Annotated in this window: 10 protein-coding genes; 4 read left to right on the top strand and 6 right to left on the bottom strand. The window is 58.9% G+C overall.

Going from position 1 to position 12,633, the window contains the following annotated elements:
- Window positions 1–9 precede the first annotated feature (9 nt).
- Window positions 10–456: a hypothetical protein gene (locus BT179_RS25625; RefSeq protein WP_072399020.1), complete on the top strand. Its 447-nt coding sequence runs from the start codon at window positions 10–12 to the stop codon at window positions 454–456.
- Between the two features lie 101 nt (window positions 457–557).
- Here BT179_RS25625 and BT179_RS25620 read toward each other — a convergent pair whose 3' ends face one another.
- From BT179_RS25620 to BT179_RS25595, 6 genes are all read right to left on the bottom strand, one after another.
- Window positions 558–2,816 carry an autotransporter outer membrane beta-barrel domain-containing protein gene (locus tag BT179_RS25620; protein WP_256343866.1) on the bottom strand — a complete coding sequence of 753 codons (2,259 nt, stop codon included), beginning with the start codon at window positions 2,814–2,816 and terminating at the stop codon, window positions 558–560.
- A gap of 277 nt (window positions 2,817–3,093) precedes the next feature.
- Window positions 3,094–5,100 (bottom strand): hypothetical protein, encoded by a 2,007-nt coding sequence (locus BT179_RS25615; protein WP_072432298.1) that lies wholly within the window; start codon window positions 5,098–5,100, stop codon window positions 3,094–3,096.
- Window positions 5,101–5,217: 117 nt separating this feature from the next.
- A complete protein-coding gene (locus tag BT179_RS25610) occupies window positions 5,218–6,012 on the bottom strand; it encodes a hypothetical protein (protein WP_143148730.1) in 795 nt (264 codons plus the stop codon).
- Between the two features lie 218 nt (window positions 6,013–6,230).
- The gene (locus BT179_RS25605; protein ID WP_072432296.1) at window positions 6,231–7,400 is read right to left on the bottom strand and encodes a pyridoxal phosphate-dependent aminotransferase; all 1,170 of its coding nucleotides are present in this window, start codon (window positions 7,398–7,400) and stop codon (window positions 6,231–6,233) included.
- A 62-nt stretch (window positions 7,401–7,462) separates the two neighbouring features.
- A complete protein-coding gene (locus BT179_RS25600) occupies window positions 7,463–8,599 on the bottom strand; it encodes a glycerate kinase (protein ID WP_072432295.1) in 1,137 nt (378 codons plus the stop codon).
- Between the two features lie 170 nt (window positions 8,600–8,769).
- Complete coding sequence (locus BT179_RS25595; RefSeq protein WP_072432294.1) at window positions 8,770–9,894, bottom strand: sugar diacid recognition domain-containing protein; 1,125 nt, start codon at window positions 9,892–9,894, stop codon at window positions 8,770–8,772.
- Between the two features lie 160 nt (window positions 9,895–10,054).
- Between BT179_RS25595 and BT179_RS25590 the strand changes: the two genes are divergently transcribed.
- From BT179_RS25590 to BT179_RS25580, 3 genes are all read left to right on the top strand, one after another.
- Window positions 10,055–11,365, top strand: a complete 1,311-nt coding sequence (locus BT179_RS25590; protein ID WP_072432293.1) for an MFS transporter — start codon at window positions 10,055–10,057, stop codon at window positions 11,363–11,365.
- A gap of 96 nt (window positions 11,366–11,461) precedes the next feature.
- Window positions 11,462–11,764 (top strand): IS3 family transposase, encoded by a 303-nt coding sequence (locus BT179_RS27070; RefSeq protein WP_072430580.1) that lies wholly within the window; start codon window positions 11,462–11,464, stop codon window positions 11,762–11,764.
- Window positions 11,761–12,597: an IS3 family transposase gene (locus BT179_RS25580; RefSeq protein ID WP_072430581.1), complete on the top strand. Its 837-nt coding sequence runs from the start codon at window positions 11,761–11,763 to the stop codon at window positions 12,595–12,597. The genes BT179_RS27070 and BT179_RS25580 overlap by 4 nt, the downstream gene beginning before the upstream one ends.
- The last annotated feature ends 36 nt before the right edge of the window (window positions 12,598–12,633 follow it).

The following is a 12,633-nucleotide window of genomic DNA, read 5'->3' as shown; positions in this document are numbered from 1 at the left end:
CTTATATCCATGAGCAACGCAAGTACGAAACCAGCCCTGGACCCTCTCGGGTCGGAAGTCAACTTCACGGCCAACCTGGAGGACAATTCAAACTTCAGCGCAGTCATGACCACATTGAAAGGTTCTACCACCCCTAAACGGGGTGAAGTGTGGATCGTGGTGGCAACCGAATGGAAAAACAACCGGCCAAGAACCTTCACGATCATCTTTTCCAAAGACATCAAGGAAGAAACGGACGCTGTCATCACGGTCGATGATGCGCACGTCAACCTGCTCTACAACAACTATGACGATCCGGATGCGCCGACATTGCAACGGGCACGCTCAGGCAAGATCACCTACCAGGTTGGGCCGGGCATGTGTTTCAGCGGATCGTTCGAAGCGCAAATCGATAAAGCTCAAGGAGGTGGCACTTACCTGTGCACCGGCAACTTCGATACGGCACTCAGTTGGTAGTCATGGTCTGGAAAGAGTCAAAAAAAGAGCCCTGGCTGTTTTAACCAGGGCTCTTTTTGCACGCATTACCTTTTATGGGCAGGACAGGTGCCGGCTGCGTATCACCACTTGAATTGCACGCCGACGGTTCCACCTATCGGCATTTCAATGCCCTTGCCATTCATGTATTCGACTTCCGCATGGGCCTGCCAGCGCTCCGACAGGTTCACGGCAATGCCCGCGCCCAACTCGACCCGCGACCCCGAAAGATCATTATTGAATACGTTGTTATTGACTTTCACTTCATTGTTCTTGGAAAACTCGTGGGCGAATGCCGCGCGTACATAAGGTTGTACCGTCGCGCCATTGTCCAGTTGCATGTCCCGACCCGCCGTGACACCGGCCTTGCCAAGGAACGAATAGGTACGATCACCTTCGGCCTGAAGGCCATTGTCCAGATGGTAATCCTTGCCCTGGATAGCCACGGCAGACCATTGGGTGAATGGCTCGATGAAGTAACCGTCGTCCAGTTTGATGTTACGACCGACCTCCACCGAACCACCGAGACCATTGTTGTCGTAATCACCCTTGGAACGCTTGCCATCGCTCATGCCGACCTTGGCATCGTTCTGGAAACGGTTGAGTTTCAGTACGCTGTCGACGTAGTAGCCACTGACATCATCCATCCAGGTCAGGTAGGTACCGACGTAGTAACTTTTGATCGTACCGGAAGTACCACGATGCAGGTCCAGGTCAGAAGTGCTGTGACCGGCCATGACCCCCAGCAGCCATTGTCCATCGCCCATCGGCAACGGTGCGTCGGCACCCAGGGTGAAGCCGTGCTGGGCCTGGCGATAGCCCGCGCCATAACTGTCGGAAACGTTGTATTTGTTGCCATAGGCCCTGATCCAGGCACCGGATTTCTGCGAGTTGAAGCGCAACTCCCCCATCCGGCTGCGCAACGACATCATTTCACCGTACCAGACGGTCGGCGCAGTGTTGAACAGTGCCATGACCGCCCGGGTGGAAGGGCTGACGGTGCGGGCGGTAGGATCCAGGAACCAATCGTTGCCCGTATCGCTCTGCTTCAAGCCGTAGGAGTAGGCGCCCAGGTCAACCTCACCACCGGCATTGGCCAGGGAGAACGAGGCGTCCCCGCCGCCGGTATGGACCACCTGGATGGGTTGGCCGCTGGCCGGATCGACGCCGCTGCTGGCGATCATGAGTTGATGATTACCCGTGGCCGTGCCCGTGACATTGAGGAAATCGGTCTGGTTGGTCGAGAAGTCAGTGCCGATTGCAAACAGGCCACTGCCGGACAAGGTGTCTACGTTCAATCGATAGAACGCATTATCGGCGCCGAACCGCACGGTGCCGCCATTGAGCACCAGGTCGCCGACCTGGCTGTCGCCCGTCATGGTCCAACCCGATTGCTCATCGATACTGGCCGTGGCCACGTTATCCATGATGCCGGTCATCTGCGAACCCTGCTGCAGGGCCACCGTTGCAGTGCCACCCGCCTCGGCCCGTACATCCCCGGTCAAGGTAGCCTGGGTGAGGTTCAACGCGGCCCTGCTGTCGCCAGCGACCTGGACATTACCCGTCAGGTTGCTGAGCCCGACGTTCATTAGCGCATCGCCTGCCTCCTTCACTTCGAGAATGGTGCCGTTGCTGCCGGTCAACGTCGAGCCGTTGAGCACATCGATCCGGGAAGCCGGTGCGGTGGCGCCCGCGTAATCCACGACAATGGCCGAACCGTTCCTGCCCTCGACGCTCGATCCATCGAGGGTCAATTGATTGCCTGCTGCCACCCCCCCTTCAAGGCGCAGTACCGCGCCGTTCTGACCACCGATGATGCGGGTTCCATCGCTTGCGGAAGCCGACCCGCCCAGCAGCGCCAGGCCAAAACTGTCGGCGTTCGTCCCTTCGACCACTGAGTTTGAAAACGTCAGGGCACTGAAGGCCGTCGCACGAGCCCCACCGGTCGCGCCGGTGAAACGACTATTGACCGCAGTGACCGTCGAACCGGTGGGAGTACCGACCACGTGAGCTGCCTGTAGGCCTATATTGTTGCTGGTGACGGTGCTGCCAGTGATGGTAGCGGTGCTATTGAACAGTTCGACTCCCGCACGTGCATTGCCGCCTGTGACCGTCGTGTCGGTCAGGTTTACTGTTGAGCCGTTGGAAGCTGAAATGCCCAGCGTGGCGCCACCGTTGGCATTCAACGTGGATTGGGAGGCATTGATACCAAGCGTCTGTGCTCCGTCTATATTCAACGTGGCGTTCTGTGTCAGCCCCCAAGTTTCCACGGCATAACCGTCGGTGATGGTCTGGCTTCCACCCACCAGCGTCCCGCCAAGTGCGGACACTGGAAGCAACAAAGAAAAACACAGCGATGAACTGCCAAGCCAGATTGCCGTCCTTGGTCGTGCGCCATTGTATTTTATTGACCACATATAGAATTACCCTCACATGTCCTTCCGAAGGAATGACGTAGCTAGTAGGCGGGCGAAAGCCCTCCACCCGAGACGGCCGGTAAACTACAGATCTATACAAAGGCGGTATGTAGGAATTATCCGATGACGGACTAGGATTCATCTTCATTAGATTCGAATATCGGGAGAGAAAACCCTCTCCCGATATCGACATACTCCCCAGTTATGGCCCAGGCACGGCTTCCTCACAATATTGGAAACTGGGGTTAAGAAACCTGACCTCGTGAAACAACTCGACCGAAGGGTCCGGAACGCCTGGAACCTCATACCATATCTTTATCCAGCCATTAGGCGCCCCGCTGCCGTTCGGAGGCTGGATCGGCTTCAGTTTTTCCAAGTAAGGTTTGACATCAATAGTGAATACCCCATTTGTCTCCAAACCCGTCACCCGATAGGTATCGCTGAACTGAGTGCCCGGAACTTCAGTGGTATCCGCTGAATCGGTCCCGACGGATTTTACTGTAACCACCGTACCGACGGGCATGTAAGCAGGATCAACCGGAACAGTTACCGTCAGTTCCCAGGTATATCTTTTCAAGGAAACACAAGTTACAAATGCGCCAAACAACCGCACGGTAGGGGGGGGCATCGTGACAAGGACCGGATCTACGGTGACGGTCGTAGGGGGGGATTTGATTATGTTACGACCGCCATCCTCTTCAATGGTCCAGAAGGCAGTTTGATTGCCGACCCCGAAGTCAAAGCCGCTATTGGGATCCATATCATAAGTCAATACGCCTGTCACAGGTCCGGCAGGTATGTCTTGGCTGTAAATTTCATTACCGCGGTACCAGAGCTTGGCTTTCTCATCACCCAGTGCCGTCCAAGTAGTGGTGGTGGAGTCATACATGGGAGTGCTAATGGTCGCGACTTTATCGCGATTCTTTGACGTAATATGGTTTACATTGCCATCATCATCCACGACCGTAACTACTGTCATATGAGGATTTACCCGATCAGGAAAATCCGGGTTCTCAGGACCACGGTAGGTAAAATCAAGCAGGGAGGGGGTCGGAGTAGGAGAACGCGGTGAATCCGTCCCTCTTATAAACTGGTATGTGGCAGAGATGTTCACGGGCACGGAAGATTGATTCCACAATGCCAGCAACCTGCTTTTGGTTGCGACAAACTGGAGCATCGGCGCCGAACCTAATGATTGCGTACCCAGGTCGAAGCCCGCCCCGGAGTGTCCAATATTCATGACAACCCGGTCATCGTCCTGACCATTGGTTGCACGATCGACCGTTATATATACAGGAGTCTCTATATCTTCAAGGTCGATAGCGTCCGGCAGTATTCCTTTTGGAATGACACATTCGAAAAGCCCTGGTGGGGGAAGGCGGACAACGGATATACGAGTAGGATTCGAATCGTCACTTATATTCCCCACCACATCGGTCAGCACGTACCAGATGTAATAACTACCGTCAAGCTCTGGCAGTTTGTCCTTCGGAATGGAGATTGTGCCTACGGTTAAATCCTGTGAATGTATCGGGGTACCGGTGCCGTAGGCCGTTTCCATGTAGATCTCAATCTTGTCATCTGGGCGCCAGAACGGATAACCGGTAAAAACCTCCAACTCAAGGGCGGTATTATTGTCGAGCCAGTCATCGTCTATGGTACCGGTTGGCAAATTCAGAAGGACGGCCGACTCCGGATTAAGTCTGATCCCTGTTGCCTTGTCGTGTTCTGGCGCAAACCGGTCGATTTCTGCCTTGAACCATGGCGATGGATCTTCATTGCCAGTTGCTCCTGGGATGAGGACAAACTGGTACTCGTACGCAGTAGAACCTCTAGTCAAATCGTCATCGACAAGAGAAGTCGTATCCACCTCGATTTCAAGTTCCGGTGGACGCGGGTTCGCCGGCCCGAACTTATCACTCTTGATGGGAGTCTCTGCCCCAGTACTATCTCTGTAGTACAAAATATATTCATCATCATCGTGTGGCACAGGAATTTTACTGGTCTGAAATCGTATGATCAGAGGCCCCGGATCCAGCACCGATAGAGGTATCAGATCATCGACAATCTGGCCATCGATACTGGGCGGATCGATCAAGACACCCGAAGCAGTCCTGGTTGTGCGCAGTGCCGATCGCGAGCGTTGAGCGACTTCGTACAACGTCAGTTGCTTACCATCCAAGTTCACGACATTACTCTTGACAGTCATGTTTCTTTCTCCTTGAGAAATAAATGAGGTCAGCCCATCGAGCAAAAATCGATACAACCCTTACTGTCTTCGAAAAGCCTGTCAAAGACTGACGGCGACACCCGACACTCATGTTGGTCAGGCAAATCCCCCGCATGGCTCGTCCTGTCCGGGAATCATACGGTCCAACCTCACCACTCCCCGTTCGGATTTGGCAATGGCTATGGTGTTTCTAAAAATCGTATATTGGGCGGCACCCGAATCGTAATCCTTCATGGGCCTTATATAGGGATCGAAGGGAATCTCGATGATGAATCCATTCAACGCCTCATCCCTGCTCAACGTCTTGCGAAACTCATGGACCGGTGTGAGCGCCGGAGGCTGACCATTCAAGGTTTCGAAACCCTGCCATTCAAGCACGCATACATCGAATTCCTCGAAGATGGATTCGGGCTTGATCTGGATCCTGATCTTTTCCCAGATGGGCGGCACCGTGTCACAGTTGATAAACCCATTCAGCGCATTCTTATCGGGGTAGTGCGGTTCCTGAAGCGTTGGCGCCAATGTGTGATCGATGATCAGGGTACGTCTCGGTGAAGGATCAGGATTATCCGCCATCCAGACATATTGGATGACCGCTGTACCATCAACACTCATGTGTTGAGGCGTGATAGGAAAGGTGAATTCCGGTTGATCCTCACTCGACGTGTAAGTTCTCTGAAAAATTACCGTTTGGGAGGGGTGATTAGCTTGCTCCCAATAAACAGTCAACGTTATTTGTTCATTAGGAATTTGAGGAAAACCCGGCGGCCTCGTGGCTCTCCCCATCGTTCCATTTACCAACACATCTCTGGGTATCCTGGCCGGATCCAAGTCGCTTACGCCATCTATCCGCAACGGGGCCGCAGTAATGTGTTCATTGGACTGTGACATTGAATTTCGCTCTCCGAAAAAGGTGCGTCCGAAACACCTTTCGTTTTAGCCCGGCTGTTGAATTCATTAGGCGCCGGGCCTGCGGAGCTGCCAACTGTCATATCTGACAGTGTGAAATACCGCTGGTCGGAAGATTATCCAGGTTTAATTCCTCACGCAGACGCCCGGGCGGCGATGAGTCCTCGACTTGAAGGCAAACGTTCGGCCTCGCGCACCTGCTACAACCGCGCCGCGCACAAGGCAATACGCCGACAGGCATCGGCCAGCCTCGATTGATCCACCACCAGGCCAACGCGAATATGCCCCGTCGCACTTCGCCCGAATGCCTCGCCGGGTAGCACCGACACGCCATATCCATCCAGCAGATGCTCGGCGAATGCCTGGGCAGCGAGCCCGGTGCCGCGTACATCGACCATTACGAACATGCCACCGTCGGGCCGCACCGGCCTGAGGCCCGGACAGTCATCGAGCATGGCGCACACCAGGTCCCGGCGCCGCCGATACTCTTCACGCATCTGCATCACTTGCGGCAGATCCGCCTCCAGCGCGACCTGGGCGGCTCGCTGGACGAAGTCAGGCAGGCCGAACAGCATGCACAGGGACAGGTTCGCCAGATGCTCGGCCAAGGGCTCAGGCCCGATGACCCAACCGATGCGCCAACCGGTCATGGCGTGGGATTTGGACAGGCTGTTGATGGTCGCGGTGCGCTCGGCCATGCCCGGCAGGCTGGCCGGACTGATGTGCTCGCCCTCGTACAGCAGGTCGCTGTAGACCTCGTCGCTGATCAGCCACAGGTCGTGTTCAATGCACACCTGAGCCAGCGCCTGCCAGGTCGCCAACGGCAGGCTGGCGCCGGATGGATTGTTCGGGCTGTTGAGCAGCAACGCGCGGGTTCGCGGCGTGATCAGCCGGGCCACCTCGGCCGGCTCGACCCGGAAACCGTTTTCCGGACGCACCGGCGCGGGCACTACCTTCGCCCCGCAGGCGCCAAAGACGGCTTCGTAGGTGACATACATCGGTTCGGCGACGATCACCTCGTCACCAGGGTCGAGCAGGCACTGCGCGACCGCGTAGACCCCGCATTGCGCTCCCGGCAGCACCGTGACGTGCTGCGCGTCCACGGGCTGGCCGCAGCGTTGGCGGTGGCGCCGGGCAATGCTCTGGCGCAGCCCGTGCAGCCCGCGCACATCCGAATAGTGCGTCTCCCCGGCCCGCAGGCTGTCAATGGCGGCGGTGACGATGGCTTGCGGTGTATCGAAGTCCGGATCGCCCACCGATAGCAACAACACTTCCATGCCCTGCCCTTGCATGGCCAGCGCCCGATCATGGATTTCCCAGGCAGCGGCGCCGTCGCCGGCGATCCGTTGGGTCAAGGCTGAATAACGCATGCACTTCTCCTGAATTTGCGCGGTCCGGTTCAACCCTATCGCAAATCAGGAACCGCGCCACCCTATCGACCCGCCACTCGCCAGAGGCGCGCGATATCCCGGGCTCGCTCAGTCAACAGCCGCGGGGCATCAGCGCAGGCGTCCTGCAAGGTCGTAGGGCCTGCGACCAGGGCAAAGGCGGCATCGACGCCGTGTTCATACAGCGCCTCGTACCCCTGCCCCAACGTGCCGGCGATGACCAGCACCGGCACGCCATGCTGGCGGGCCATGCGGGCCACGCCAAACGGGGTCTTGCCGCGCAGGGTCTGGGCGTCGAAACGGCCTTCGCCGGTGATGACCAGGTCGGCGCCTTCGAGCGCTGCGGCCAGCCCGGTCAACTGGGCCACGACGTCCACACCGGTCCGGAACTGCGCCTGCAGGAATGCCTTGGCCGCGAATCCCAGGCCGCCAGCGGCGCCACTGCCCGGTTCGTCGCGAACATCGCGGCCCAATGCCTCGGCGCAATGGTCAGCGTAATGACCCAGTGCGCGGTCCAGGCTCTGCACCTGCGAGGCCGAGGCGCCCTTCTGCGGACCGAAAATGGCGGAAGCCCCCTGGGGACCGCATAACGGGTTATCGACATCGGCGGCGATTTCGAAACTGACCCGGGCCAGGCGCGGGTCCAGGCCGGCGAGGTCGATGCGCGAGAGGTTCGCCAAGGCCAGGCCTCCGGGGCCCAGAGGTTGGCTTCGCCGGTCCAGCAATGCCACCCCCAGCGCCTGCATCGCACCGGCACCGCCATCGTTGGTGGCGCTGCCGCCGATGGCCAGGATGACCCGTTCGGCCCCCTCATCCAGCGCCGCGCGGATCAATTGGCCGGTGCCGTAGGTGCTGCTGGAGCAGGCATCGCGCTGCCCCGGCGGCACGAGTTGCAAGCCGCTGGCTTCGGCCATCTCGATGATCGCGGTGCGGCTGTCGGCCAACCACCCCCAACGCGCCTCGACGGCAGCGCCCAAGGGGCCACGGACCGGGCTACGACGCCACTCGCCGTTGCAGGCGGCCAGTACCGACTCCACCGTCCCCTCGCCGCCATCGGCCATAGGGCACTTGACCAATTGGGCATCCGGCCAGACCTGGGCCAGCCCGAGCGCAATGGCATCGGCGACGCCCTGGGCGCTGAGGCTGTCCTTGAACGAGTCGGGGGCGATGATTATTTTCATAGTGTTCTCCGGTTCCGATGCCCAGCATGCTGCCAGCTGACCGCAGCCGTGACGCCGGTCCGCTGCACAAAAGACACCCGGCATTATTGTTCAATTCCACAATATCGACCTGGCGAGGAGTGGGGTCGAGGCTGATGGCCTTATCGCGAGCAGGCCTGCCACCACGGGGCCTATGCCGGTGGAAGGTCGCTCTGCGGCAGCAGTTGCACGCCCAGGTACAACGCCAGCATCCCGTCCAGCCGCAACGGGTCCACGCCGCTGAGTTCGGCGATGCGCTCCATGCGGTAGCGCAGGCTGTTGCGATGAATGCCCAGGGCGTCGGCGCAGGCCTGGCTCTGGCCGTCGTGCTCGCACCAGCTGCGCAAGGTGGCGAGCAGTTGGCCGTTGCTGTCCCTGGCCATCACCTTGCGCAGCGGGGTGAGCAGTTCGTCCAGGGCATCGTCGCTGCGATGGCGCCAGAGCATGACGGGCAGGCGATGGCGGTTGAGAACCAGCAAGCGATGCTGCGGCAACACATCCCGTCCATAGGCCAGCAGGTCCCCGACCCGTCGGTAGCAGCGGCGCAGGCCCGCCAGCCCTTCGGCCTGGCCACCCACCGCCACCCGCAGGATGTTCCAGCCCAACCCGTCCAGCTTGGCCAACAGCCGCTCGTTCTCCACCGACGCGCTGACCGGCCGGCACCAGAGCAACGACGATTTGGACGAGGTCAGGCACCAACTGTCGGGATAGCGGGACATCAGCCAGGCACTCAGGGCTTCGACGGTCTGCCCGGGCCCTTGCTCAAGACCCAGCTCGAACAGATAAGGCACCCGCGACAATTGCGGCTTGAGGCCCATCTGCTGCGCCTCGTCCAGCAAGCGTGGCGAATCCCCGCTATCGCCCAGCAGCAACGCCAACAGGTCATCGCAACGCTGACGACGCCACTGCTGTTCGGCCTGCTGGTTGCGCTGGCCCAGGAGCATCTCGGCGGTCATGCGCACCAGTTCGGCGTAGGTGCGCAACTGCTCCGGCTCGCCTGTGATGCCCAACACACCGATCAGCCGCTGGTCGAGCATTAGCGGCAGGTTGATCCCCGGCTGTACGCCCTTGAGATGCACCGCCGTGTGGGCATCGATTTCCACCACCCGGCCATTGGCCAATACCAGCTGCGCGCCCTCGTGACGGGTGTTGATGCGCTCGCGCTCGCCACTGCCCAGTATCAGGCCCTGGTTGTCCATGACATTGACGTTGTACGGCAGGATCGCCATCGCCCGGTCGACGATATCCTGCGCCAGGTCGTGATCGAGTTCGAACATGCACGGTGTTCCTTGCAAGGGTGATTGGTCAGGCGCACAGGGTCGGCACTCAAACCCTGTGCTCAGGCACAAAGACACGGGGTCTTGGGCTGGCCGAGACTCAAGGGGCGGTCAACGTTACCCCTTGGCTCGCAAAAATCATAATAAAGAGAGACTCGCCATGTCCCAAAGCGCAGCAGCCGTCCTGGCTACTCCAGACGAAAAGAACACCGTCTACAAACGCATTACCCTGCGTTTGATTCCCTTCATCTTCATCTGCTACCTGTTCAATTACCTTGACCGGGTCAACGTCGGCTTCGCCAAGCTGCAGATGCTCGACGCACTGAAATTCAGCGAAACCGTGTACGGCCTCGGTGCCGGGATCTTCTTTATCGGCTACGTGCTGTGCGGCGTGCCGAGCAACCTGGCCCTGACCCGGTTCGGCCCGCGGCGCTGGATCGCCCTGATGATGATTACCTGGGGCACACTGTCGACCTGCTTGCTCTTCGTCACCACCCCAACCCAGTTCTATACCCTGCGACTGTTCACCGGCGCGGCTGAAGCCGGTTTCTTCCCGGGCGTGGTGCTGTACCTCTCGCAATGGTTCCCGACGTTCCGTCGAGGCCGCATCATGGCGCTGTTCATGTCGGCCATCCCGGTGTCCGGCCTGCTGGGCAGCCCGTTTTCCGGTTGGATCCTCAATCACTTCGCCGCCGGCCAGGGTGGCCTGGCAGGCTGGCAGTGGATGTTCCTGCTGCAAGGGGTACCGACGGTCATCCTGGGAGCGCTGGCATTTTTCCTGCTCAGCGACACCTTCGCCAACGCACGCTGGCTGACCGCCGAGGAGCGCGCCGTACTCACTGCCGACCATGCGCAAGACCTGGCGAGCCAGCCGAAGACCGCCAGCGACTCCTTGCTCGCCGTGTTCAAGAACCCGGCGATCTGGGCGTTCGGCCTGGTCTATTTCTGTATCCAGAGCGGGGTGTACGCGATCAACTTCTGGCTGCCGTCGATCATCAAGAACCTGGGCTTCAGCGATAACCTGGTGATCGGCTGGCTGAGCGCGATCCCTTATCTGCTGGCAGCCGTGTTCATGTTGCTGGTCGGTCGCTCGGCGGACCTGCGCAAGGAACGTCGCTGGCACCTGGTAGTGCCGATGCTCATGGGCGCGGTCGGGCTGCTGATCGCGGTCAATTTCGCCGGCACACCGGCCATCGCCATTGTCGGCCTGTCCATCGCCACCATGGGAGCCCTCACCGGCCTGCCGATGTTCTGGCCGGTGCCCACCGCCCTGCTCAGCGCCGGCGCGGCCGCCGGTGGGCTGGCATTGATCAACTCCATGGGACAGATGGCGGGCTTCCTCAGCCCGTACCTGGTGGGTTGGGTCAAGGACGTCACCGGATCGACCGATGCGGCGTTGTACCTGCTGGCTGGCGTGATCGTCTGCGGCAGCCTGTTGGCGTTGCGCATGACCCGCACCCTGCGCGCCTGACGCCAATCCTCTGTGGGAGCGAGCTTGAACTGGCCTAATGATTTTGGACACCTCAATCGGGCGCTATGATAGCGCCCAAATCTGAGGTGTTTGGCTATGCGTAAATCCTATTCGAGAGAGTTCAAACTCAAGGCCGCCAGCATGGTGCTGGACGAGGGGCAATCGGTACCTGAGGTCTGTGTCGGTTTGGATATTGGCCCTACAGCCTTGCGCCGTTGGGTCGATCAGGTTCGTCAGGAACGCCAAGGTTCAACGCCGGCAGGGGCCAAAGCGATTACCGCCGATCAACGTGAGATCCAGGAGCTCAAAGCGTTGCTGCGGCAAAAGGATCGGGATATCGAAATCCTAAAAAAGGCCAGTGCTCTCCTGCTTTTGGACGCCAAAGATCACTCTCGTTGATCTGTGAGCTGGGCGAGCAATACGGCGTCAATGAGTGCTGTCGGGTGCTTGGCATCAACCGCAGCAGCTTTTACGCCTGGCGTCAGCGCCAAGACAAAGTGAATCCTCGGCGAGAAAAGCTCAAGGCCGTGCTGGTCAAGCATCACAAGGCGTCGAGAGAGTCGGCGGGGGCCCGCACCTTGGCCAAGCAGTTGCAAGCCAGCGGACACAGTGTCGGGCGGTTTATGGCTCGCAGTTTGATGCGAGAGGCAGGCATTGTCAGTCGTCAGCGCAGGCGTCATAAGTACAAGTCACCAGGGGTGGAAGCGCTGGTGGCGCCACACATACTCAAGCGCAAGTTTGATGTGACGGCGGTTAATCAGGTGTGGTGTGGAGACGTGACGTACATCAAGGTGGGCAAGCGATGGCTGTACTTCGCGGCGGTTCTGGATTTGTATGCTCGCCGGGTGGTGGGTTGGGCGTTTTCGATGATCTCCGATGCCACGTTGACCTGCGAAGCTCTACGAATGGCGGTTGAAGTGCGCCGTCGCCCTGCAAACGTGCTGTTTCACTCCGACCAGGGTTGCCAGTACACCAGCCATAAATTCAGGAATGTACTGATGGAACACGGGCTACAGCAGAGCATGAGTCGTAAAGGCGAATGCTGGGACAACGCCCCAATGGAGCGTTTCTTTGGAAGTCTGAAATCAGAGTGGGTACCCGAAACAGGCTACGAATCCGAGCATGAAGCCCGAGCGGATGTGCAGCGCTATGTATCGCGCTACAACACCGTCAGGCCTCATAGCTACAACGACTATCGGTCACCAGTCGCCAAAGAACGGCTGGCGGCGTAAGCCTTAACTGGTGTCCAAGATTACTTGACCAGTTCA

This window comes from Pseudomonas sp. NFACC43 (genome assembly GCF_900119645.1).
GTDB lineage: Bacteria > Pseudomonadota > Gammaproteobacteria > Pseudomonadales > Pseudomonadaceae > Aquipseudomonas.
The sequence above is the reverse complement of the archived record's forward strand: the minus strand, read 5'-3'. Positions and strand labels throughout refer to the sequence as shown.